The organism is Mesorhizobium sp. USDA 4413 (assembly GCF_056280365.1).
Map to the genome: position 1 here is coordinate 838,528 of NZ_JBVPRP010000001.1, position 21,406 is coordinate 859,933.

Here is a 21,406-nt window from a genome sequence, read left to right on the forward strand (position 1 = left end):
TTGCTCCGCCCGTGGATGACGAGGTCAGGGCGGCTCCGCCAATCCCGCAGCGTTTGCGCCGATTTCACGGAGGAACGGTGAAAATCCTGCCGACCGACAAACGGCAAGCCAGCCGCTTGCACTTTTCCTGGAATGCTCCGGGCCGGCCTGCCGTTTGAGCACGTGTTTCGCAACCATCCACCCTCTATTTCGCCAGCAAACAAAACACAGTGTGAAGCAGTTCATAGAATTATACTTGCCGCTGTTAAACATTGACATCCGATCTTCTGCCGCCACATAATCATCGCCGTCACCCTTTCGAAGAATTCTGTTTCAACCGAGCCGGAGCCCTGCTTCCGGTACGGAGTCCTCTTGCCTGCATTGGTGGGCCGGACATGCCGGGCCGCGCGCTTTGGAAACAACGACAGATGCGGAGGAACGGCAAATGGCCGTCGAGATAAAAGTTTCCGTCTACACCAATGGCGACGACGCTTTCGTCGCCTGGGCGCCCAGCGACTTCATCGCCGGATGCCGGGGCTTCCTGCTCGAGCGCGGCCGCAAGGCCGGCGCGAGCGAGAAGATCGAGCCGGTGGAGAACCGCGTCGGCTTCACCAAGGACAAGCCGAAATCGGGCGACCACAGGCCGTCGGACGTCTGGCCGTTCCAGCGCTTCAACTGGACCGATCATGCCGCCGATGTCGGCAATGTCGTGCGCTACCGGGTGACTGCGATGGTGAGCGCCGGACCCGGCAAGCCGCTGACCAAGGGGGTGTCGAGCGACTGGACGGACTGGCATACACTTGCCACCGACGCCGGCGGCGGTTTCTCCTGCTACTTCAACCGCGGCCTGGTGCTGTCGCAATTCGTCGCCCGCTATATGGCGAAGAACAAGCTCACGCCGGCGGCCTTCAAGAAGAGCCTGCAGACCAATGGCGACGCGAAATTCCGCGCTTTCCTGGAAGGCGATCTCGGCCTGCGCATGATCGGGCTGACGCAAGGCGCCGGCGACGAATTGCATGCCGCGCTCTACGAGCTTGGCGACGCGACGCTGGAGACGGCGCTGATCGGGCTCGGGCCGCGGCTGCATCTGATCCTCGCCAACGCTTCCGACAAAAAAGGCGACGGCAACAAGGACGCGCGCAAGAATCTCAATGATCACGGCATCGCCACCATCGACAGGATGCTGAAATCGAAAGGCCTCGGCCACAACAAGTTCGTCGTCGTGTCGGAAGACGGCGAGCCGAAGAAAGTGTGGACCGGCAGCACCAACTGGAGCACCACGGGCCTCTGCACGCAGGTCAACAACGGCCTGCTGATCGAGGACGCGGCGGTGGCGGCGCATTTCCGCAAGCATTGGGACCTGCTCAGGGACGCCTCGCCGCCAAAGACCGACCCGGCCAACTTCACGCCGGCGCTTATGGCCGACAACGACGCGCCCAAGACCTTCACGGTCGGGGCCGCCAAGGCGACGGTTTGGTTCACCCGCACCTCGAACGGCGCCGACATGGCGGCGCTGCGCGACGTCATCGGCTCCGCCAAACAGGCGGTGCTTTTCCTGATGTTCACGCCGGGCAAGCAGGGCCTGCACACGCTGGCCGGGCAGCGCGCCCGGGAAAAGGGCATGTATGTGCGCGGCGTGGTCTCCACGCTGAGCGCGGACGAGGGCGGTTCCGAGCAGAATTTCCTCGACATCGACCTGGTCAGCAGCGACCGGAAATTCACGCCGGACCGCTACGCGGTGGCGCAGCCGCAAGGGCTCGACGCGCCGCTCGGGCCGTGGATCGCCGAGGTCACCCGGCGTACCTTCCTGTCGCAGGTCGGCCACGCCATCGTGCACTCGAAGATCCTGGTGACCGACCCGCATTCGAGCGACTGCGTGGTGGTGACGGGCAGCCACAATTTCTCGGCCCCGGCGAGCGAGAGGAACGACGAGAACCTTGTAATCGTGCGCGGCCACAGGAAGCTCGCTGCCGCCTATGCCACCTATGCGATGTCGGTCTATAGCCACTACCGCTACCGCTCCTACATCCGCGAGATGCGGGCTGAAGGCAAGACGCCGTGGAGCTACCTCGAGGACGACGATCAATGGCTGAAGGCCGAGCTTCGGACCAAGGCGCAGGAAATCGCCTTTTGGACGGCGCAGACCTAATTTCCTTCTCCCCGTTCCACGGGGAGAAGGTGCCGGCGGCGCCGGCGGTTGTGATATAGGCATCCCCGAAAAAGCGCAGCCATTGCCTTACCTGACAGGTTAGCGCCGCCCCTCATTGCCTGCCCGTCCTCCGCAGCAGCTACGCTGCAGCTTCGGAGGGTGAACCGGGCTGTCTGCCCATAAACGGGTAGAAAGACGCTCTCACTGTCCAGAATTGTCAGCAGCGGTGTCGATTCACTTGCACCGGGCGGCATCCGACCTATATCAGGTCACCTTTTCCAGCCGGCCGTATTTCAGCATGTCGTCCATCATCTCGATCTCCGGTGTCACCAAAACCTATGCCACCGGCTTCAAGGCGCTGAAGGAAATCAATCTCGATATCGAGCGCGGCGAGATCTTCGCGCTGCTGGGGCCGAACGGCGCCGGCAAGACGACCCTGATCTCGATCGTCTGCGGCATCGTCAACCGCTCGTCGGGCACTGTCACGGTGGACGGCCACGATATCGGCAAGGACTATCGCGCGGCGCGCAGCCTGATCGGGCTGGTGCCGCAGGAGTTGACGATCGACGCCTTCGAGACCGTCTGGGCGACGGTGAATTACAGCCGCGGCCTGTTCGGCAAGGCGCCCAACAAGGATTTCGTCGAGAAGGTGCTGCGCGACCTCTCGCTTTGGGAGAAGAAGGATTCCAAGGCGATCACGCTGTCCGGCGGCATGAAGCGCCGGCTGATGATCGCCAAGGCGCTGTCGCACGAACCGCGCGTCTTGTTCCTCGACGAACCGACGGCCGGCGTCGATGTCGAGCTGCGCCAGGACATGTGGGCGATGGTCAGGCGCTTGCGCGAGGACGGCGTCACCATCATCCTCACCACGCATTATATCGAGGAAGCCGAGGCGATGGCCGACCGCGTCGGCGTCATCAACAAGGGCGAGATCATCCTGGTCGAGGGCAAGGCCGAGCTGATGCGCAAGCTCGGCCGCAAGCAGATGACGCTGGAGCTGCGCGTGCCGCTGTCGGCCGTTCCGGACGGGCTTTCTCGCTATTCATTGGAGCTGTCGGGCGACGGCAACCAGCTCACCTACACCTATGACAACCAGAGCGACCGTCCAGGCGTCGCCTCGCTAATCCGCGACCTCGAGGCGGCCGGCGTCCAGTTCCGCGATCTCGACACCAAGAACAGCTCGCTCGAAGAGATCTTCGTCAATCTTCTGAGGCAAGAGCCATGAACCTGCGCGCGGCCCCCAATTTTCGTGCAGTATGGGCGATCTACCGGGTGGAGATGGCGCGCGCCTTCCGCACGGTACTGCAGAGCATCATCTCGCCGGTTATCTCGACATCGCTCTATTTCGTCGTCTTCGGCTCGGCCATCGGCTCGCGCATCAACGAGATCGACGGCATCGCCTATGGCGCCTTCATCGTGCCCGGCCTGATGATGCTGTCGCTCTTGACGCAGTCGATCTCCAACGCCTCCTTCGCCATTTATTTCCCGAAATTCGTCGGCTCGATCTATGAGCTTTTGTCGGCGCCGGTCTCCTATCTCGAAATCATCATCGCCTATGTCGGGGGTGCGGCGACCAAGTCGATCATGCTCGGCCTGATCATCCTGGCCACCGCGGCTTTGTTCGTGCCGCTCAGGATCGAGCACCCGTTCTGGATGATGGCCTTCCTGCTGCTGACGGCGGTGACCTTCAGCCTGTTCGGCTTCATCATCGGCATCTGGGCAAAGACCTTCGAGCAGCTGCAGCTGGTGCCGCTGCTCATCGTCACGCCGCTCACTTTCCTCGGCGGCAGCTTTTATTCGATCCACATGCTGCCCGGCATCTGGAAGACGATCACGCTGTTCAACCCGGTCGTCTATCTGATCAGCGGCTTCCGCTGGAGCTTCTACGGCAAGGCGGATGTCTCCGTCGGCGTCAGCCTCGGCATGACGCTGGTGTTTTTGGCCATCTGCATCGCGATCGTGGCGTGGATCTTCAAGACGGGATACCGGTTGAGGAACTGACGGAGTTCCTCGCCCCACGAAGTGGGCTACGGCATGCACACATTTTGCAAGCGCCTGGTCTTTGGCGATAGCGTGCATGGCGGCTTGGCGCATGCTTTGTCTATTGTAGCGCTGGTCGATCCCCACTCCGTGTCGGCTTCGCCGAGCCACCTCTCTCCCCGGATCGACGTGGTAGAGGAAAGGCGCCGAGCTTTTTGCAACGCTCCCTTCCTTTCCCTCCGGAGGGGGGAAAGGTGGCGCTGCGAAGCAGCGACGGATTGGGGGAACCACGTGGCAATCAAGCCTCAGGTCGATCAGTCACGCCAGTCACAGAAGATGTGCATCGCGTAGACGAAGTGGGTGAGGAAAGAGCTCCTGGTCAGATCGCCTTCAGCAGGCGCAGCAGTCCCAGCATCTCCACGAAAGTCCCTTTGCGGAACGCGATATAGGTCGGCTCCTCGACGCCGTGGAAGCGGCGCTTGAAGGCCGCCTGGCCCTGCAGGTTGAAGCGCGAGCGGTTGACCCAGGGCGAGTTGTAGGCGCGCTGGAAGGCGCCGCGCCAGAAGCCCGATTCGGCAAAGCCGCTGGGCTCAATGGCAAACAGCGGCGAAAGGCCGAGCGTCACCTGCGAGATGCCTTCCTCGCGGAAGCGGTCGACGGCGAATTTGGTCAGGCCGATCTCGGCATGCGGCGTCGCGTCGGTCTGTTTGCGCTTGAAGGCGGTGGTGTAGCCGATGACCTTGCCGTCGCGAAACAGCGGGTCGAAGTCGAGGATGGCGAGAAGCCGGCCTTCGGGGCTGTGCAGGAGGAAGCGGCGCATGTCGGCGCCGAGCTCTTCGGAAAAGCGGCGGTTGAGGAAGCCCATCTCCCAGCGCTTGATGATGCGCTCCTTGCGCCAGTCGGCGGAAAGCTGAATGATTTCCTCTTGCAGCCTGTCGCCCCTGTCCTCGGCGATGACAAAACCCTTCTTCATCAGCCAGCGTTCGGAATAGCGCACGGTCTCGTTGCGCTTGCCGGAAAAATCATGTGCCGGCAAAAGCAGCCTGGTGTCGATGCCGAGGCGATTGACCATGTAACCGAGGCCGGCGAGCACTTTGGCCGTGTCGGCGCTGATCTGGACGAACCATGGGCCACCGGCGGCCTCGGCGAAGCGCTTGATATAGGCCGCGCGATCGGCCGGGTCGACCACCGGATCGCCCAGCGCGAAATGGTGGCTCATCTTGGTGCCGAAGGCGATGTAGCCGTCGCCGTCGCTGAAATAGGACAGTTTCTGCTGCACGGCCGTCGAATAGGCGAGCGAGAAATCGCCGTAACGGCGCACCAGCGCCAGGCGTTCGCCATCCGTCAAGTTGCGTCGCGGGACCTTGGGTGCCACGGCGTCGAGAAGCCTGTCGAAATAGATGCGCAGGGACGCCATGAGCTCCGCGTGCCAAGAAGTGATGACCTGCCGCCCTCAGGTCGCGAATCGCTGGCGACCGCTGCCGGCCATATCGCATCAGCGCGATATAGGATGCAATTGGCGGCGAATGAAGGGCAAACGGCCGAAAGGCTGCGGTCTCTTCCATCGGCGGCCGAGCATGGGTGCGCGAAGCCCGGTTTGACATTTTCATGCAATGTTATATATCAAGTTATAATATATGGTGAACCAGCCATGGAAGACATCCTCCGATCTCTCGGCTTTCTCTGCCTCGGCAGCCGGATGAAGCGCATAGGCGAGCAGTTGCAGGCCGACACGCAGCGCGTGCTCGACCGTCTGGACATGCGCATCCAGTCGAGCCAGTACCCGCTGCTCGCCGCGCTTGACAGGCTGGGCCCGCTGCCGGTCGGCGAGCTGGCGCAATCCTTGGGCGTCGCGCAACCGGGCGTGACGCGCAGCGTGGCGCTGCTTGCCGAACTGGGTCTGGTCGAGGTCAACCCTTCGCAAGACGACCAGCGGCGCAGGATCGTTTCGCTGAGCCGCGACGGAAGGCGGCTGGTCGACCGGGCCAAGCGCGACATCTGGCCAAGCATCGAGAACGCCGTGGCGGATCTGTGCGCCGATCTTTCCGGCCCGCTGCTTAGCCAGCTTGCCGCCGTCGAGGATCGTCTGGCCGCGACGCCGCTCCACCGCCGCGCCGAAAACGCCAAGGTGGCCGCCTTATGAGACATGTCCTCGACCGCCCCGTCTGGAGCGCGCTTACGACGCGGCACCAGGCTCTCGCCGAAGGCGGCGACCTTGCCAGGCGCTATCGCCCGTCGATCGTTCCTTTCGCCGCCACCGCCGGCGACGATGCGGACAGCCTGCGGGCGCTGGCGGGGCTTCTACCGCCGGGCGAAACCGCAGCCCTGGTCCAGGCGGATGACATCGTTTTGCCGCCGGAACTTTCCGCGATCTCGACGGCGACGCTGGTGCAGATGGTTGCCGAAATGCCGATGCCGGCGGCGTCCGACAAGCGCGTCCGGCAGCTGACAAAAGACAATGCCGAGGAGATGCTGGCGCTTGCCTCGCTCACCAAGCCCGGCCCCTTCACGCTGGAGGCGCTGAGCCTCGGCGATTTCTGGGGCATCAGGGTCGACGGCAGGCTGGCGGCGATGGCCGGCGAGCGCATGAAGCAGCCCGGCTACGCGGAACTCAGCGGCGTGTGCACGCATCCGGATTTCCGCGGCGGCGGCCTTGCCCGCCTGCTGTCGGTGTTCGTGGCGGGCCGAATCGCGGCACGCGGCGAGGTTCCGTATCTGCACGCCTATGAAAGCAATGCCGCGGCGATCAGGCTTTACGAGTCCATCGGCTTCCGCCTGAGAAGCGTAATGAACATGGCCATGGTTCAACGCGCGGAGTGAGTGCCGGGCTATGGAGGCCCATCGCTTCCTCATCCACGGGCAGAGCAAGGAGCGCAGCGACGCAGCGCAGACCCGAGGCTCTCTGCGCCGCTGCACCCTGCGTCCGAGGTAACGGAATGGAGTCCAGGGTCTCCGCGACGGAGCTTTGCTCCTGCTCCGCCCTGGAATGACGACGTTGGGGAGCCTTCCGCCAATCCCCAACGTCTGCGCTACCTCAGTGCATCACACCGCGATCTTGCCGCCGCCCTGTTTCGTGATCGCAACGACGGACGGCCGCACCGGCATGTCCGGCTTGAAATCCGGCCAGCGGGTCGACGGATCCTCGTAATAGGACAGGCGGCCAAAGCCTTCCCAGTCCTCGCCGCCATCGCCCGGATGCTGGACGGCGACGAAAGCCGTCTGGTCGTCGGGCGCAAACAGCGGACCGCACATTTCGGCGCCGATCGGCACCCGGAAGAACAGTTTCGAGGTTGCCCGTGCCGCGCCCTCGGTATCGACCGCCCAGAGGCCGTCGGTGCGGCCGGTGGCCTTCGGCCCCTGGCCGTCGGTGGCGACCCATAGACGTCCGGCGGAATCGACGGCGCAATTGTCCGGCATGCCGAACCAGCCATGGGCGGTAGTCGCGGTCGAGAAGGTGGCGCCGACATCGGCGACCGACGGGTCGCCGCATTTCAACAGCACCTCCCATTTGCCCTTGGTGGCGGCGAAGTCGCCGCCATCCTCGACGATCTCGATGATATGGCCGAAGGCATTGTCGGCGCGCGGATTGGCGGCGTCGACCTGCTCGGCCTTGCGCTTCGAATTGTTGGTCAGCATGACATAGACCTTGCCGTTGCCGGCATTGGGCTGGATGTCCTCCGGCCGGTCCATCTTGGTGGCGCCGAGCAGGTCGGCGGCGCGCCGCGTCTCGATCAGCACGTCGGCCTGCGACGCAAAGCCGTTCTCCGCCGTCAGCGGGCCTTGCCCGAACACGATCGGCATCCATTCGACCGAACCGTCCTCGGCGAACTTCGCTACGTGCAGCGTGCCATCGTCGAGCAGGTTCATGTTGGCGACACGGTCATTGGGGTTGAACGTGCCGGCGGTGACGAATTTGTAGACATAGTCGAAGCGTTCGTCGTCGCCGAGATAGAAGACGACGCGGCCGTCCTTGGCGACGATCGATTCGGCGCCCTCATGCTTGAAGCGGCCCATGGCGGTGCGCTTCCTCGGTGTGGAGGTTGGATCGTTGACGTCGACCTCGACGATCCAGCCGAAGCGATTGGGCTCGTTCGGCTCCTTGGCAAGGTTGAAGCGGTCGTAATGCGCGCCCCATTCATAGGCGCCTTCCGGGATGCCGAGGCGCTTGTAGTTGGCCGCTTCCTTGTGGCCTTCCGGCAATTCGCCCGAGAAATAGCCGTGGATGTTCTCCTCGGCCATCACATAGGTGCCCCAAGGCGTGACGCCGCCGGCGCAATTGTTGAACGTGCCGATGACTTTGGTGCCGGATGGATCGGCATTGGTCTTGACGCGGTCGTGGCCGGCGACCGGGCCGGAGAGCGCCATCTCGGTGGTGGACATGATGCGGCGGTTGAGCTTGCCGTCGCGCACCACCTGCCACTTGCCGCCTTGCTTGCGGATCTCGACGATGGTGCCGCCATGCGCGGCCATCTCGACATCGACCTGCTCCTTCGAGAGCGGAGCCACCTCGGCCTTCTTCTTTCCATCCTTCTCGACGATCGAAACGATGCCCGGGAACATCAGATGCGGGTTGGTGTATTCGTGGTTGACGACCAAAAGGCCGTGCTCGGCCGAGCCGTCGATCGGGATATAGCCGACATAGTCGTTGTTGTAGCCGAATTGCCTGGCCTGGGCCTCGGCCGATTGCTTCAGCGGATCGAAATCCGGCGAATCGGCAAACAGCGGATCGCCCCAGCGCAACAGCACGTCGGCGTCATAGCCCGGCGCGACATGGTGCCTGTCGTCGATGCCGGCTTCGAGCTCGTCGAAGTTGAAGGCCGAGCCTTCTGCGGCGCGGGCCTCGTTGGCGGCGACGAGCGCCAGCGGGCTGACGGTGGCGGCGATGGCCGAGACGGCCAGCGAACCCATGAGGAAGCCGCGGCGCGAGAAGCGCGCTGCGATGATCTCGCCCATGGTGCGGTTGTCGGTCGGGTTGACCGGCGGGCCGTCATTGTCCTCGAGCTGGCTGGTGCGGAAACGGGTCTCAGGGGTCACGGTCATGGTGTTCCTCTGGCTTCTTGAGGTGGCTGGGATTTTGACCGTTCGACCCCTAAAGCGCGCCGATCACATTTTCGTGACACTACCTTGATTGAATCGCAATGGCTATTTGCCGGCTGAGCAGCGGCTGGCTGGCTTGGCCCCCGAAACGCGCCAGCGGTCGACGGCGATCAGCTTGACGGCCTCGCCTGCTTCGGAAACAAGGGCTGCGGCCGGCTTGGCGACGGCGCTTGAAAAAAGGAGACGGCGGTGAGTTTCTGGGGACTGTCGCAGCTCTGCATTTCGACCCTGATGTTCGTGCTGGCGGCGATGGCGGCCAAGCAATGGGGGCTGGCGCCGAGCCTCGCCAAGCTGCTTTTGACGCTGGCGTTCTATACGGCCGGCAATCTGATCATGCTGAGGCTGGTGCGCGAATTCGGCATGTCGGTGTCATTCAGCCTGTCGGCGGTGATCCAGCTCGTCGCGGTCAATGTCGTGGCGCTCGCCTTTTTCGGCGAACGGCTCAACGCCTTGCAAGCGACCGGCATAGTGCTGGCGATCGCCGCCGTCGCGCTGATCACGCTCGGGCCCTATATGCAGCGGCTGTAGCGGGATCAAAAGGCTGGCATGAAACCGATCGCCAACGCGCTCCTCAACAGGTTGGAATTCCCCGTGCTGCTTGCCGGGCTGGTGATCGCCGGCGGACTGTGGGGCCTGGTGGAGCTCGTGGAAGTGGCGCGCGCCACGACCCCGCACGCCTTCGACACGGAAATCCTGCTCGCTTTCCGTCATGCCGGGCAGCCGGACAGCCCGATCGGCCCGCTTTGGCTGGAAGGCGCGGTGCGCGACGTCACCGCGCTCGGCAGCACTGTTGTGCTGGTGCTGATCACGACTGCGACCATCGTTTATCTGCTGTTGATCCGCAGGCCCTCGACAGCGCTGTTCATGTTCGCGGCGGTGGCGGGTGGGCAAGTGCTCTCAAGCCTGCTCAAATTCGAGGTCGACCGGCCGCGGCCTGATCTCGTCTCGCATCTCGTCAACGAGACGTCGCTGTCCTTTCCGAGCGGCCACGCGATGCTGTCGGCCGTGACCTATCTGACGCTCGGCTCGCTGGCAGCCCGATTCCTGCCGGACCGCAGGACGAAGGTCTTTGTGCTCGGGCTTGCGGTGCTCACCACCGTGCTGGTCGGCACGAGCCGCGTCTATCTCGGCGTGCATTGGCCGTCCGATGTGCTTGCCGGCTGGTGCGCGGGCTTCGCCTGGGCCATGCTGTGCTGGCTTGCGGCGCGCCTGCTGCAGCGGCGCAAAGTCGTGGCCGACAGTAACTGATCGATGGCTGCTGGCATCGACACTCGCCGAGTGGGCCGGGCTCTCGCTGCGACGATCCAGCGCATGGAAGCGGGCGACGGCGTCGTCGACACGCTGATGAAGGTCATCCAGGCGCTCGACGAGGCGCGCGTGGAGCTGATCGGCGAGAACCAGGCCAGCGGGCGCGGCGGCAATGGCGTGCGCCTCAAGGCCACCGTGGCGCAGGACCCGCAAGGCTGAGCCGCCACTGCGGTAGGAAAACAGTATTGGCACCGCCGCGACCGGATTTGCCGGCCGATGCTGTGCTCTCTCACACCGCCGCTTCGATTGGCTCGGCAAGCTTTGGATTGGCGCGCGCGGCGATCAGGCAGCCGGCGACGATGAGGCATGCGCCCGCCAGCGTGGTCCAGGCTACCTTCTCGCCGAAGAAGAGCCAGCCAAGCGCGATCGCCCAGATGAAGGCCGAGTATTCGGTCGGGATCAGATATTGCGCTTCGGCGCGGGCATAGGACCAGCTCATCAGGAATTGTCCGGCGAGCGACAGCAGCGCCACCCCGGCCAAGGGGAGCCAGAGATCGCTCGGCAGCGCAACCGCGAGCCAGGGCGCGGCGAGACCGAGCATGATTGCGACGAAGAGGTTCTGGAACAGCATGATCTCGACCGGCTTGGCCAGCAGCGCCTGTTGCCGGGAGAGGATCAGATTGTAGGCATAAAACACCGTCGATACGAGCACCGCGGCCGTGCCCAGCAGGGCATCTTGCGAATAGCCTGCCGCCCCGAACTGGCCGGCCAATATGATCGCGACGCCGACCATTCCGGCTAGCGACGCCCAGACCGCCTGCCGCCTTATGCGTTCGCCCAGCAACAACGCTGCAAGAAAAAGCGCGAACAGCGGCGCGACGAAGCTGAGCCCGATCGCCTCGGCGAGCGGCAGCCTGGCCAGGCCCCAGAAGAACGAGACCAGGACGATGCCGACAATCGCGGCGCGCAGCGCATGCAGGCCCAGCACCGGAAGTCTCGGCTTCACGCGCGGCCCGGCCGACCAGGCCGTGCTCGCGACCACCGTGGCAACCACGCTGCGCCACAGCAGCGTGTTATAGACGCCGATCGCGATGGCTAGGGACTTCATGGCCGCATCCATGCCGGACAGCAGCAAAATAGCGAGCGCGCATATGAGCACAGGGATCGTCGGCGAAACGGCGCCGTTGAGGCTGGATGTCTTCACGGCTTCGCCCATGTGACGGATCGGAGCCGGATAATCCGGAGTGAGCGGCAGGACCAGATGGCAGTGCCGCCGATATGCCGGTCCAATCCCGACCGGCGCCGTTCACGATGCTCTCAGTCGATCTTAATCGCCACGATCTCCCCTTCGCCCATCAGCGGCACGAAGATGTGCTTGCCGTCCGTGCCGATGTCGGCGCTGCCTGGCTTGAACTGCGCCACTGCTTCCGGCGCGCCGGCGGCCTTGTAGCTGTAGAGCGTGCCGGTCATGTAGGCCGTGGCGTAGATGGTGCCGCCGATGGCGACGACGCCGTCGAGATCGGGCGCCGGGCAGCGGCGAGACCTTCCTGGTGGTGAGGTCGACCGACAGCAGGCCGCCGGGCTCGGCGGTGCTGAAATCGGCCTTGTTGATGCCCTTGCCCCAAGAGGCGACGATCAGCCTGTCGCCATCGGCGAACACGCCGTTGGGCGAGGCGAGCAGCGCATCCTTGACGAACAGTTCCGGCCTGTCGCCGTCGATGCGGTAGATCGCGTCGGCCAGCATGTCGCTGACATAGACCTTGCCGGCGCTGTCCTGTGTCATGTCGTTGAGGAACACGGCGCCGGGCACATCGATGGTTTTGACCAGCCTGCCGCTGGCGAGATCGACGACGCGCACCCTGGTAATGTCGGCGGCGTAGAGCTTGCCGCCCGAAATCGCCATGCCCTTGGGCGCGTCCATGCCGTCCACGCAGTGGCGGATGATGACCTTGCCGTCCATCGACAGAAGCGACAGGTAGCCATTGCCGTCCGCCGCGCCGGGATTGCCGACGATGTTGGATACGACGATGCGGTTGTGGGCGGCATCGACAAGCGCCGACTCCGGCTGCTCGAAGCCGGTGGCGCGCCAGAGTTCGCCGGCCTGCGCAGCGGACACGACGGCGGCAATTGCGATGAAGGCGATCAAGGCGGCGAGATGTTTCATAGGTACTCTCCTGGGATGACGCCGAAGAGCTAGGATTTCCGATACTTTCCGGGAAGCCGAAACAGAGCTAGTATCGCAATTCGATACGAATTCGCGCGAACGAGGTGCATTCCATGAACGGCCCGATCTTCGAGGCGCTGAAACGGACGCTGAAGGCCAAGGGCCTGACCTATCGGACGCTCGCCGAACGCATGGGCATTTCCGAGCCGACGGTGAAGCGCATCTTCCATGAGCGGAACTGCAAGCTCGACCGGCTGATGGAGATCTGCGCCGCAGCCGATGTCGAGCTGGAGAACGTGCTCGGCGCGATGAACCGCGGGCCAGGCCCCGCCAACCGCGTCGCGCCCGACATAGAGCGCAGGCTGGCGGCGCGGCCGGCGCTGCTCTTCGTCTTCATCATGCTGTCGGAGAAATTCACGCCCGAAGGCATCATGCGTTCGCAAGGCCTGAGCGAAGCCTCGATGTTCCTCTATCTGCGCGACCTCGAGGAACTCGGGCTGGTGGCGCTAGGGCGCGGCCTGTCGGCAAGGCTGCTGGTCGACACGCCGATCCAGTGGGATTTCGAGGGACCGCTGAAGCCGCATTTCGAGATGACCAACAAGAACTTCATCGGCTGGGCGATCGGCCATATGGAACAGGCCGCGACATTCATCAGCTTTTCCCGGCGGATGCGGCCGGAAACGGCCGAGATGCTGCGGCGCGAGGCCGACGAGCTCGCCGAACGCGCCAGGCTGCTTGCCCACCACGACCAGCACACCACGCCCGAGGACCAGCTCACCGGCTACAAATGGACTTTCGCCTTCGGCGCAACGCCGTTTCCGGCGATCATGCCGATCGGGCCGCACCCGCGCGATGCGGGTGCAAGGGCGGCGAAGGAGAGACGTGCGCTGCCGGCGTAGGGGGCGCCCCTTCTCCCCTTGTGGGAGAAGGTGGATCGGCGCGCAGCGCCGAGACGGATGAGGGGTGTTCCAGCGGAATGAGACGTTGGCGGATTCCGATTGGATAAGCGGCAGCGTCAAGCTGGAGCACCCCTCATCCGGCCGCTTCGGCCACCTTCTCCCACAAGGGGAGAAGAAAAAAGCGTCAAGCCGCGTTCGCTTCTTCCTGCTGTCCGGCGAGATCGTCGCGCGCCTTGCGGGCGAGTCTTTTGGCCGAACGTTTCGGGCTATCGCCGAACAGCTCGGCGGCATCGGCGAGGCAGGCCTTGGTCAGGCTCTTTTCGGAGCGCTTCAACAGCTTGCGCAGAAGCCCGGTCTCGTCGGCGGGGCCGAGCGGCTCGCCTTCGGCATCGAGCAGGGCGCGCATGACGAAGACGTCGTGCAATTCGCCGAGCTGTTCGCCGAGCCTGTCGACCGCCTTACGGCGCGCCTTGATCGGCGTCGGCCACAAACGGCCGAGCAGCGACAGATGCATAGAATGCGTCTTGGCCGCCTTGCGCAGATCGTGAAAGTCCTCATCCTCGCCGCGCGATTGCGCCTTGTCGAGCGCTTTCTTCGCCCGCCGCAAGGTGGCGCGCGCCCCGTCGGCCAATATATCGGCGGCCTGCTCCGGCTCATCGGGCAGAGCGAGCCTGTCAATGCGCTCCAGTCCTTCCCGGCACGCGGCTATCGCCGCATTGATGGCGGCGTCGAGGCCAGGACCGGCATGAAGCTCATGCTGACGCAGCACCAGCCGTTCGCGCACGGCCTCGAGACCGCCGCCTGCGGATAGTTCCGGAAACGCATCGGCAAGGCGATCCATGGTCTCGATCAACGCAGTCGCCTCGCGCGGGCCGGCCAGCAGCGCCGAGACCTGCTTATAGCATTCGTTCTCGGTCTGGCAGAACGGTTCGTCTCCGGAACGAACCAGGCGCAGCAAGGCGCGCACGCTTTTCAGCCGCTTGCGGCATTTATGCAGCCCCTGCTCCGGCTTCTCGTGGGCCATCTCGAGATGGCCGATTGCCTTGCCGATCTCGTCGGCCAATATGCGCCTGACCTCGCCGGTCAGCGGCAAGCGCGGATCGATGCGGAAGCTCATGCGGCGATCTCCGGAATCCCCCCAAGGGCCAGCGACGCGTTGTAGAACCTCGACTCGCCGGTGACCTCGCGACCCAGCCAGTCGGGCAGCATTTCGTCAGATACGTCCTCCGGCGTCTCCAGCTCAGCGATCACCAACCCCGCGAGCTTTCCGCCGAATACATCGACTTCATAGAGATAGCCGCGGTGTCTAACATGGTGGCGTGTCTTCTCGATGACACGTCCGACGGCAAACGCCATCAATTCCTCGGCCTCGGCAAGCGGGATGGAATATTCGAACTCGTCGCGCTCTCGCGCCCTGTCGCCAAACTTCAGCGTCAGCTTGGCGGAGCGCCCGTCGCTGATGCGCACACGCACCGTGCGGCCGGGCTGGGCGGCGACATAGAACTGGCGAATGCGGACCTCCGCCTCGACCTCGTCGCGCCAGGCGGGACTGGAGACCAGGAACTTACGCTCGACTTCCTTGCCCATGGCCGCGCACTAAAGCCTGTGGGGGTCGAGAAGGCAAGCCGACTTGAAGGCCATTTGACTTTAATCAATCGATTGATTAAAGATCGGGCATGAGCAAGCAACCAAGCGTAACAAGGCAGCAGCGCGAGGCCACCACCGCCGATCAAACGCGCGCGGCGCTGGTGCACGCGGCGCTCAAGCTGTTCGGCCGGCAAGGTTTCGACGGCACGTCGACGCGCGAGATCGCGGCCGAGGCCAAGGCCAATATCGGCTCGATCGCCTATCATTTTGGCGGCAAGGAGGGCCTGCGCGCCGCCGCCGCCGACTTTATCGTCGAAACCATCCAGGGCGTCGCCGGCCAGGCGCTGGGCGCAACCCAGGCCGCCACCCCGGCAAGCACGGAAGCCGCGAGAGCACAGCTCTTTGCAGTCCTGGAGCGGATGGTGGTTTTCGTCGTGGCCAGTCCGCAGGCCGGCGAGATCGTACAATTCGTACTTCGCGAGCTCTCGCATCCGACAGCCGCGCTCGACCGCATCTATGCCGGTGTGTTCGAGCCGACGCACCGGCGGCTGTGCCAGATCTGGGAGCAGGCGACCGGCGAGCCGGCCGAGAGTGAGGCGACCAAGCTCACGGTCTTCACCGTGATCGGCCAGGTCATCTATTTCCGCATCGGCCGCGAGGCGGTGATGCGCCGCATGGGCTGGCGCGAAATCGGCGACAAGGAGGCGGCAAAGGTGGTGGCGGTCGCTACCGGCAATCTCAAGGCAATGCTGGCCGCGCGCGCCGCGACCGCCGGCAAGAAGGGTAAATCATGAGCTTTCTCTGTTCGCTGCCGCTCGCGGCTCAACTGTTCGGCGCCTGCGCGCCGGCCGCGCCTTTGGCCGTCGGCTATGTCGAAGGCGAATATGTGCTGATGGCGCCGATCGAAGTGGCCCAGGTGGCGACGGTGACGGTCAAGCGCGGCGACCGCGTCGAGAGCGGCACGGCGGTGGCGACGCTGGAAGACGCCGACGCCAGGATCGAGGTGGCGCAGGCTAAGGCCGCCCTTGCGCAGGCCCAGGCGCAGCTTGCCGATCTGCAGGTCGGCAAGCGCCCCGAGGAGATCGCCGTGCTCAAGGCCGAGGTCGACATGGCCAAGGCCCAGGCGGCAGACGCCAAGCGCAAATATGACCGCGCGAGCGACCTCTATAAGCGCGGCACTGGCACCCAGGCCGATTACGACACCGCCTCGGCCTCGCTGGAGACCGCCAATGCACAGGTCGGCCAGGCGGAGGCCAATCTCGCCGTCGGCAATCTGCCGGCGCGGCCCGAGACCATCAAGGCCGCCGACAACCAGGTCAAGCAGGCACAGTCGACCTTGCAGCAGGCCGAGTGGCGGCTGTCGAAGCGGGTGCTGACGGCGCCCTCGCCCGGCCGCGTCAACGACGTCATCCGCAACCCCGGCGACACGGCCGGGCCGACCTCGCCGGTGATCTCCATGCTGCCCGACGGCGCCGTGAAGCTCAGCGTCTATGTTCCGGAAAGCGCGTTCTCGTCGGTCAAGGTTGGGACCGAGCTCAATGTCCATTGCGACGGTTGCGGGGCGGGGCTGAAGGCGCGGGTCAGCTATGTCTCGCCCGATCCGGAATTCACGCCGCCGGTGATCTACTCGCTCGAGAACCGGCAGAAGCTGGTCTATCTCGTCGAGGCCCGGCCGGAGGGCGATGCGGGACCCTTGCAGCCCGGCCAGATCGTCGATGTCGATCTCGCGGATATCGGGCAATGAACGTCATCGACGTTCGCGGCCTGGTCAAGCGCTTCGGCGACAAGACCGTCGTCGACCACGTGACGATGACGGTGGCCGAAGGCGAGATCGTCGGCTTCCTCGGGCCGAACGGTTCGGGCAAGACGACAACCATCCGCATCATGTGCGGGCTTTTGACGCCGGACGAGGGCGACGGCACCGTGCTTGGCTTCGACATCCGCAACGACGCGCTCAGGATCAAGCGCGAAGTCGGCTACATGACGCAGAAATTCTCCTTCTACGAGGATCTGACGATCGGCGAGAATCTCGAATTCGTGGCGCGGCTCTATCAGCTGAAGCCGGTCGAGGAATATGTCTCGCGCACGCTCCAGGAACTCGGCCTGACGAGCCGCCGCAACCAGCTGGCCGGCACGCTTTCCGGCGGCTGGAAGCAGCGGCTGGCGCTCGCGGCCTGCATCATGCACAAACCGAAGCTGCTTCTGCTCGACGAGCCGACGGCCGGCGTCGATCCCAAGGCGCGGCGCGAGTTCTGGGACGAGATCCATCGCCTCGCCGGCGGCGGGCTGACCGTGCTCGTCTCCACCCATTACATGGACGAGGCCGAGCGCTGCCACCGCATCAGCTACATCTCCTACGGCAAGATGCTTGCCACCGGCACGGTGGACGAGGTGGTGAAGAATGCCGGGCTGACGACTTTCGTCTTGCAGGGGCCGCGGCTCGACCGGGTGGCCGAAGCGCTGCAGGGCCGCCCGGGCGTCGACCAGGTGGCGCCGTTCGGCGCGACGCTGCATGTCGTCGGCTCCGACAAGGCGGCGCTGGAAAAGGCGCTCGCCGATGTCGAGAAGGAGCACAAGGGCGTCACCGTGAAGCCCGGCGAGACCAGCCTCGAGGATGTCTTCATCCAGTTCATGTCCGGCTCGAAGGACAATATGGCATGAACGCGGTCTTCTCCTTCCCCAGGCTCGGCGCGCTGCTGATCAAGGAGTTCATCCAGATGCGGCGCGACCGCATCACCTTCGCCATGATGCTGGGCGTGCCGCTGATCCAGCTGGTGCTGTTCGGCTATGCGATCAACAACGACCCGAAGAGCCTGCCGGCCGCGCTCGTGGCGACCAGCAGCGACCCTTACACGCGCGCCATGGTCTCGGCGCTGCAGACCACCGGCTACTACCGCTTCGACCATGTCGCGCAAAGTGCCGAGGAAGCCGAGTTCCTCATGGCGCGCGGCGATGTCTCTTTCGTCGTCACCATTCCCGCCGATTTCGCGCGCCGCGTCGAGCGCGGCGACAATCCGCAGATCCTGATCGAGGCCGACGCCACCGATCCGGCGGTGGCGAGCGGCGCCGTCTCGACGCTCAGCACCGTGGCCAGCCAGGCGCTGCTCCGGGCGCAGGGAACGCAGGAAGCGGCCAAGGAGGCGGCGCGCGGTCAGCTCGATGTCGTCGTGCACCGGCGCTACAACCCCGAAGGCATCTCGCAATACAACATCGTTCCCGGCCTGCTCGGCGTCATCCTGCAGATGACGATGGTGATGATGACCTCGATCGCGCTGACGCGCGAGACCGAGCGCGGCACGATGGAAAATCTTCTGGCCATGCCGTCGAGCCCGCTGGAGATCATGCTGGGCAAGGTGCTGCCTTATCTCGTGGTGGGCGCCGTGCAGGTGGTGGTGGTGCTGGCCGCGGCGAAGCTTCTGTTTGCCATTCCCTTCATGGGGTCGCTGTCGCTGCTGCTCTCGACCGTGCTTGTGTTCGTGCTGTCGCTGGTGCTGCTCGGCTACACGATCTCGACGATCGCCCGCACGCAGATGCAAGCGCTGCAGCTCACCTTCTTCTTCTTCTTGCCCTCGATCATGCTGTCGGGCTTCATGTTCCCCTATCGCGGCATGCCGGGCTGGGCGCAGGCCTTCGGCGAGATTTTTCCGCTGACGCATTTCCTGCGCATTACCCGCGCGGTCATGCTGAAGGGGGCGGAGCTTCCGGCCGTGGCGGCGGAAATCGGCTGGCTGGTGGTCTTCGTGGCGCTGTTTGCCGGCGTGGCGCTGGTGCGCTTCAGGCGGACGCTGGACTGAAAGTCTCACGACGAAGGTCTCTTGGCGAGCACAAAAGCCCAGGGCTGGAGGAGGTGTGAACGATCGCGGCGCTTCCTGCGTGCAGCACTCCTACGCCGCCGCCATGATTTCCGCATACGTACCGAAATCGACATTGCCGCCGGAAAGCACCACGGCAACGCATTTGCCGGCGAGGTCGATCTCGCCGGAGGCGAGCGCGGCCAGCGCGACGCAGCCGCCGGGCTCGACGACCAGCTTCAAATGCGCCATGGCATCGCGCATCGCCTGGGCGGCGGCCTTGTCGGAGACGGCGATGGCGCCGGCGAGATTGCGGCGGTTGATCTCGAAGGTGATGGCGCCCGGTTCGGCGGTAAGCAGCGCGTCGCAGATCGAGCTGTGGCCGGGCTCGTTCGCGACCCTTTCGCCCCTGGCCAGCGAGCGGCGCGTGTCGTCGAAATGCTCGGGCTCGACCGCCCAGACTTGCGTGTTCGGCGAGGCGTCCTTGACGGCGACGGAAATGCCGCTCGACAGGCCGCCGCCGCCGCAAGGCACGACGACGGCATCGAGCGCGACGCCGAGCGCTTTCGCCTGCCGCATCAGCTCCAGGCCGATCGTGCCCTGGCCGGCGATGATCGCCGGATCGTCGAAGGGCGGCACTAGCACCATGCCTTTTTCGATATAGGGGCGCACGACCGCCATGCGGTCGTCCTTGAAGCGGTCGAACGGCACCACTTCGGCACCCATCTTGCGGACATTGCCGACTTTCAGCGTCGGCGCGTCGGCCGGCATGGCGATGACCGCCCTGACGCCGAACATGGCGGCCGACGCCGCCACGCCTTGCGCATGGTTGCCGGAAGAGAAGGCCACGACGCCGCGGCCGCGCTCTTCCTCGCTGAGCGACGACAGCTTGTTGTAGGCGCCGCGGATCTTGAAGGAGCCGGTGCGCTGCAGCGTCTCGGGCTTGAACAGGATGCGGCCGCCATGACGCCTGTTGAGCTCCGGCGATTCGATCAGCGGGGTTTCGACGATCAGGCCGGAAAGCCGCTCGGCGGCGGCGCGGATGTCTAGGATGCCGGGCAGTGTGGTCATGGGCGACGGTCTTGCGAGAATGGGATCGCCCATGGTGCACGCAAAAGACCGCAACGCGCCAACGAAAAAATGTCATGGAGACAAGGTTGGCGATGGCGGCGCCGGCGGCCATTACTTTCGCCCAGGGCGACGGAAGCGAAGACCTGCCTTTTTCTGGCGCTTAACCGGCTACTCGTCGCCTTCGACGACCCGCAGTCTGAGCTGACCGGTCTTTGAATCGGCCACGCGCGCGCCGGCTTCCGCCTTGGCGGGACCGCCGCGCGGCGCCTCGGTTTCGCCTTCGGCGAATTCCAGCGCCTCGATCTTCTGGCCGCGTTTGGTCACCTTGGATGTCGAGACCAGGATGTCGTCTATGTCCCGCGCCGCCTGGCCGAAATGCGTCTGCAGCCGGCGCACCCGCTCGTCGACGCGTGCCACATCCTCCATCAGCCGGATGACCTCGCCCTGGATCAGATGCGCCTGCTCGCGCATGCGCGCGTCCTTGAGGATCGCCTGGATCACCTGGATCGACAGCATCAGCAGCGACGGCGAGACGATGACGACCCGGGCGCGATGCGCCTTCTGCACCACCGCCTCGAAATTCTCGTGGATCTCGGCGAACACCGATTCGGACGGCACGAACATGAAGGCCGTGTCCTGGGTCTCGCCTTGGATCAGGTATTTTTCGGCGATATCGCGGATATGCACCTCGATGTCGCGCCGGAATGCCTGCGCCGCAACCTTCTGCATGTCGGCGCCCTCGGCGGCGCGGATGGCGTTCCACGCCTCCAGCGGGAACTTGGCGTCGATGGCGAGCATCGGCGCGCCGTTCGGCATCCGCACCAGGCAGTCGGGCCGGCTGCCGTTGGAGAGGCTCGCCTGGAACTCATAGGCGCCGTGCGGCAGGCCGTCGGCGACGATCGCCTCCATGCGCGACTGGCCGAAGGCGCCGCGCGTCTGCTTGTTTGAGAGGATCGCCTGCAGCTGCACGACCTGGCCGGCCAAGGACTGGATGTTGCCTTGCGCGGTATCGATCACCGCCAGCCGCTCCTGCAGCTTGGCGAGGCTCTCATGTGTCGACTTGGTCTGCTCGGCCATGGTCTGACCGAGGCGTCCGGTCATGGCGTCGAGCCGCTGTCCGAGCGACTGGGTAAGCTCGGCCTGCCGCGCCCCGAACACCTCGGCGATGGCCCCCATTCGGCCCTGCATCTCGACCTGCGCCTGCAGCACGTCGGCAATGCGCGCCTCGGTGTCGCGGGCATGGTCGGCGGCTTCCGCCGCGGCAACCGCCCGCGCCTTGGCCGCGCGCCACAGGGCGATGACCAGCGCCGCGAAAAGAACGACGAACAGGACGAGGGTGAAAGCGAGCGCTTGGCCGAGCGTGAGCGTAGAGGCGCCGAGCCGCGCGACCGGTTGCGAAAGGATGGAGGTCATGTCGTTCATGAGAGGCAGCATAACCGAT

General features: G+C 64.8%; 21 protein-coding genes. 13 read left to right on the forward strand and 8 right to left on the reverse strand.

Translation table 11 applies throughout. The annotated features are described in order from the left end of the window. Positions 1–424 precede the first annotated feature (424 nt). The 3 genes from ACVMIM_RS04240 (at position 425) to ACVMIM_RS04250 (ending at position 4,129) form a co-directional block, all read left to right on the forward strand. Complete coding sequence (locus tag ACVMIM_RS04240) at positions 425–2,128, forward strand: phospholipase D-like domain-containing protein (RefSeq protein WP_476110645.1); 1,704 nt, start codon at positions 425–427, stop codon at positions 2,126–2,128. Between the two features lie 298 nt (positions 2,129–2,426). Then, positions 2,427–3,353, forward strand: a complete 927-nt coding sequence (locus ACVMIM_RS04245; RefSeq protein WP_476110646.1) for an ABC transporter ATP-binding protein — start codon at positions 2,427–2,429, stop codon at positions 3,351–3,353. Beyond that, positions 3,350–4,129 (forward strand): ABC transporter permease, encoded by a 780-nt coding sequence (locus tag ACVMIM_RS04250; RefSeq protein WP_041000126.1) that lies wholly within the window; start codon positions 3,350–3,352, stop codon positions 4,127–4,129. The genes ACVMIM_RS04245 and ACVMIM_RS04250 overlap by 4 nt, the downstream gene beginning before the upstream one ends. 358 nt (positions 4,130–4,487) lie before the next feature. Here ACVMIM_RS04250 and ACVMIM_RS04255 read toward each other — a convergent pair whose 3' ends face one another. After that, the gene (locus tag ACVMIM_RS04255) at positions 4,488–5,525 is read right to left on the reverse strand and encodes a phosphatidylglycerol lysyltransferase domain-containing protein (protein ID WP_476110648.1); all 1,038 of its coding nucleotides are present in this window, start codon (positions 5,523–5,525) and stop codon (positions 4,488–4,490) included. Positions 5,526–5,759: 234 nt separating this feature from the next. Between ACVMIM_RS04255 and ACVMIM_RS04260 the strand changes: the two genes are divergently transcribed. Both ACVMIM_RS04260 and ACVMIM_RS04265 read left to right on the forward strand, forming a co-directional pair. After that, on the forward strand, positions 5,760–6,251 hold the full coding sequence (locus ACVMIM_RS04260) for a MarR family winged helix-turn-helix transcriptional regulator (RefSeq protein WP_476110650.1): 492 nt from the start codon (positions 5,760–5,762) through the stop codon (positions 6,249–6,251). Then, the gene (locus ACVMIM_RS04265) at positions 6,248–6,928 is read left to right on the forward strand and encodes a GNAT family N-acetyltransferase (RefSeq protein ID WP_476110652.1); all 681 of its coding nucleotides are present in this window, start codon (positions 6,248–6,250) and stop codon (positions 6,926–6,928) included. Before ACVMIM_RS04260 ends, ACVMIM_RS04265 begins: the two co-directional genes overlap by 4 nt. Positions 6,929–7,150: 222 nt before the next feature. On the opposite strand, the gene ACVMIM_RS04270 is transcribed toward ACVMIM_RS04265, so the two are convergent. After that, positions 7,151–9,148 (reverse strand): PhoX family protein, encoded by a 1,998-nt coding sequence (locus ACVMIM_RS04270; protein ID WP_476110653.1) that lies wholly within the window; start codon positions 9,146–9,148, stop codon positions 7,151–7,153. Between the two features lie 246 nt (positions 9,149–9,394). Between ACVMIM_RS04270 and ACVMIM_RS04275 the strand changes: the two genes are divergently transcribed. The 3 genes from ACVMIM_RS04275 to ACVMIM_RS04285 are packed head-to-tail and all read left to right on the forward strand — an operon-like array spanning position 9,395 to position 10,672. Continuing rightward, positions 9,395–9,733 carry a hypothetical protein gene (locus ACVMIM_RS04275; RefSeq protein WP_041000175.1) on the forward strand — a complete coding sequence of 113 codons (339 nt, stop codon included), beginning with the start codon at positions 9,395–9,397 and terminating at the stop codon, positions 9,731–9,733. Positions 9,734–9,751: 18 nt separating this feature from the next. Further along, positions 9,752–10,453, forward strand: a complete 702-nt coding sequence (locus ACVMIM_RS04280) for a phosphatase PAP2 family protein (RefSeq protein ID WP_476110655.1) — start codon at positions 9,752–9,754, stop codon at positions 10,451–10,453. 3 nt (positions 10,454–10,456) lie between these two features. Beyond that, entirely contained in the window at positions 10,457–10,672 is a 216-nt protein-coding gene (locus tag ACVMIM_RS04285) for a helix-turn-helix domain-containing protein (protein ID WP_476110657.1), read from the forward strand. 70 nt (positions 10,673–10,742) lie between these two features. Here ACVMIM_RS04285 and ACVMIM_RS04290 read toward each other — a convergent pair whose 3' ends face one another. Together ACVMIM_RS04290 and ACVMIM_RS04295 are read right to left on the reverse strand one after the other, a co-directional pair. Continuing rightward, complete coding sequence (locus ACVMIM_RS04290; protein WP_476110659.1) at positions 10,743–11,669, reverse strand: DMT family transporter; 927 nt, start codon at positions 11,667–11,669, stop codon at positions 10,743–10,745. A gap of 111 nt (positions 11,670–11,780) precedes the next feature. Continuing rightward, positions 11,781–12,617, reverse strand: coding sequence for an SMP-30/gluconolactonase/LRE family protein (locus ACVMIM_RS04295; RefSeq protein WP_476110661.1), 837 nt, complete (start codon positions 12,615–12,617; stop codon positions 11,781–11,783). A 113-nt stretch (positions 12,618–12,730) separates the two neighbouring features. Between ACVMIM_RS04295 and ACVMIM_RS04300 the strand changes: the two genes are divergently transcribed. Beyond that, positions 12,731–13,516: a helix-turn-helix domain-containing protein gene (locus tag ACVMIM_RS04300; RefSeq protein WP_476110663.1), complete on the forward strand. Its 786-nt coding sequence runs from the start codon at positions 12,731–12,733 to the stop codon at positions 13,514–13,516. Between the two features lie 184 nt (positions 13,517–13,700). Here ACVMIM_RS04300 and ACVMIM_RS04305 read toward each other — a convergent pair whose 3' ends face one another. Both ACVMIM_RS04305 and ACVMIM_RS04310 read right to left on the reverse strand, forming a co-directional pair. Then, entirely contained in the window at positions 13,701–14,633 is a 933-nt protein-coding gene (locus ACVMIM_RS04305) for a CHAD domain-containing protein (RefSeq protein ID WP_476110664.1), read from the reverse strand. Further along, positions 14,630–15,103 carry a CYTH domain-containing protein gene (locus ACVMIM_RS04310; protein ID WP_041000110.1) on the reverse strand — a complete coding sequence of 158 codons (474 nt, stop codon included), beginning with the start codon at positions 15,101–15,103 and terminating at the stop codon, positions 14,630–14,632. The genes ACVMIM_RS04305 and ACVMIM_RS04310 overlap by 4 nt, the downstream gene beginning before the upstream one ends. Positions 15,104–15,192: 89 nt before the next feature. Here ACVMIM_RS04310 and ACVMIM_RS04315 point away from each other — a divergent pair, with 89 nt between their 5' ends. From ACVMIM_RS04315 to ACVMIM_RS04330, 4 genes are read left to right on the forward strand one after another with little or no spacing between them, the layout of a single operon-like run. After that, positions 15,193–15,897, forward strand: coding sequence for a DUF1956 domain-containing protein (locus tag ACVMIM_RS04315; protein ID WP_476110665.1), 705 nt, complete (start codon positions 15,193–15,195; stop codon positions 15,895–15,897). After that, positions 15,894–16,847, forward strand: coding sequence for an HlyD family secretion protein (locus ACVMIM_RS04320; RefSeq protein ID WP_476110666.1), 954 nt, complete (start codon positions 15,894–15,896; stop codon positions 16,845–16,847). The genes ACVMIM_RS04315 and ACVMIM_RS04320 overlap by 4 nt, the downstream gene beginning before the upstream one ends. Further along, the gene (locus ACVMIM_RS04325) at positions 16,844–17,764 is read left to right on the forward strand and encodes an ABC transporter ATP-binding protein (RefSeq protein WP_476110668.1); all 921 of its coding nucleotides are present in this window, start codon (positions 16,844–16,846) and stop codon (positions 17,762–17,764) included. The genes ACVMIM_RS04320 and ACVMIM_RS04325 overlap by 4 nt, the downstream gene beginning before the upstream one ends. Further along, positions 17,761–18,897, forward strand: a complete 1,137-nt coding sequence (locus ACVMIM_RS04330) for an ABC transporter permease (RefSeq protein ID WP_476110670.1) — start codon at positions 17,761–17,763, stop codon at positions 18,895–18,897. Before ACVMIM_RS04325 ends, ACVMIM_RS04330 begins: the two co-directional genes overlap by 4 nt. Positions 18,898–18,987: 90 nt before the next feature. Here the strand turns inward: ACVMIM_RS04330 and ACVMIM_RS04335 are convergent, their stop codons facing one another. Both ACVMIM_RS04335 and ACVMIM_RS04340 read right to left on the reverse strand, forming a co-directional pair. Continuing rightward, positions 18,988–19,965, reverse strand: coding sequence for a threonine/serine dehydratase (locus ACVMIM_RS04335; RefSeq protein WP_476110671.1), 978 nt, complete (start codon positions 19,963–19,965; stop codon positions 18,988–18,990). Positions 19,966–20,133: 168 nt separating this feature from the next. Beyond that, positions 20,134–21,387: a DNA recombination protein RmuC gene (locus ACVMIM_RS04340; protein ID WP_476110673.1), complete on the reverse strand. Its 1,254-nt coding sequence runs from the start codon at positions 21,385–21,387 to the stop codon at positions 20,134–20,136. Between the last annotated feature and the right edge of the window lie 19 nt (positions 21,388–21,406).

What these genes read in the sequence shown, in the direction of transcription:
- ACVMIM_RS04240 (WP_476110645.1), top strand. Translation starts at nt 425, where the DNA reads ATGGCCGTCGAGATAAAAGTTTCCGTCTACACCAATGGCGACGACGCT.
- ACVMIM_RS04320 (WP_476110666.1), top strand. Translation starts at nt 15,894, where the DNA reads ATGAGCTTTCTCTGTTCGCTGCCGCTCGCGGCTCAACTGTTCGGCGCC.
- ACVMIM_RS04270 (WP_476110653.1), bottom strand. Translation starts at nt 9,148, where the DNA reads ATGACCGTGACCCCTGAGACCCGTTTCCGCACCAGCCAGCTCGAGGAC.
- ACVMIM_RS04310 (WP_041000110.1), bottom strand. Translation starts at nt 15,103, where the DNA reads ATGGGCAAGGAAGTCGAGCGTAAGTTCCTGGTCTCCAGTCCCGCCTGG.
- ACVMIM_RS04280 (WP_476110655.1), top strand. Translation starts at nt 9,752, where the DNA reads ATGAAACCGATCGCCAACGCGCTCCTCAACAGGTTGGAATTCCCCGTG.
- ACVMIM_RS04245 (WP_476110646.1), top strand. Translation starts at nt 2,427, where the DNA reads ATGTCGTCCATCATCTCGATCTCCGGTGTCACCAAAACCTATGCCACC.
- ACVMIM_RS04325 (WP_476110668.1), top strand. Translation starts at nt 16,844, where the DNA reads ATGAACGTCATCGACGTTCGCGGCCTGGTCAAGCGCTTCGGCGACAAG.
- ACVMIM_RS04330 (WP_476110670.1), top strand. Translation starts at nt 17,761, where the DNA reads ATGAACGCGGTCTTCTCCTTCCCCAGGCTCGGCGCGCTGCTGATCAAG.
- ACVMIM_RS04265 (WP_476110652.1), top strand. Translation starts at nt 6,248, where the DNA reads ATGAGACATGTCCTCGACCGCCCCGTCTGGAGCGCGCTTACGACGCGG.
- ACVMIM_RS04250 (WP_041000126.1), top strand. Translation starts at nt 3,350, where the DNA reads ATGAACCTGCGCGCGGCCCCCAATTTTCGTGCAGTATGGGCGATCTAC.
- ACVMIM_RS04290 (WP_476110659.1), bottom strand. Translation starts at nt 11,669, where the DNA reads ATGGGCGAAGCCGTGAAGACATCCAGCCTCAACGGCGCCGTTTCGCCG.
- ACVMIM_RS04315 (WP_476110665.1), top strand. Translation starts at nt 15,193, where the DNA reads ATGAGCAAGCAACCAAGCGTAACAAGGCAGCAGCGCGAGGCCACCACC.
- ACVMIM_RS04285 (WP_476110657.1), top strand. Translation starts at nt 10,457, where the DNA reads ATGGCTGCTGGCATCGACACTCGCCGAGTGGGCCGGGCTCTCGCTGCG.
- ACVMIM_RS04295 (WP_476110661.1), bottom strand. Translation starts at nt 12,617, where the DNA reads ATGAAACATCTCGCCGCCTTGATCGCCTTCATCGCAATTGCCGCCGTC.
- ACVMIM_RS04335 (WP_476110671.1), bottom strand. Translation starts at nt 19,965, where the DNA reads ATGACCACACTGCCCGGCATCCTAGACATCCGCGCCGCCGCCGAGCGG.
- ACVMIM_RS04260 (WP_476110650.1), top strand. Translation starts at nt 5,760, where the DNA reads ATGGAAGACATCCTCCGATCTCTCGGCTTTCTCTGCCTCGGCAGCCGG.
- ACVMIM_RS04300 (WP_476110663.1), top strand. Translation starts at nt 12,731, where the DNA reads ATGAACGGCCCGATCTTCGAGGCGCTGAAACGGACGCTGAAGGCCAAG.
- ACVMIM_RS04305 (WP_476110664.1), bottom strand. Translation starts at nt 14,633, where the DNA reads ATGAGCTTCCGCATCGATCCGCGCTTGCCGCTGACCGGCGAGGTCAGG.
- ACVMIM_RS04340 (WP_476110673.1), bottom strand. Translation starts at nt 21,387, where the DNA reads ATGAACGACATGACCTCCATCCTTTCGCAACCGGTCGCGCGGCTCGGC.
- ACVMIM_RS04255 (WP_476110648.1), bottom strand. Translation starts at nt 5,525, where the DNA reads ATGGCGTCCCTGCGCATCTATTTCGACAGGCTTCTCGACGCCGTGGCA.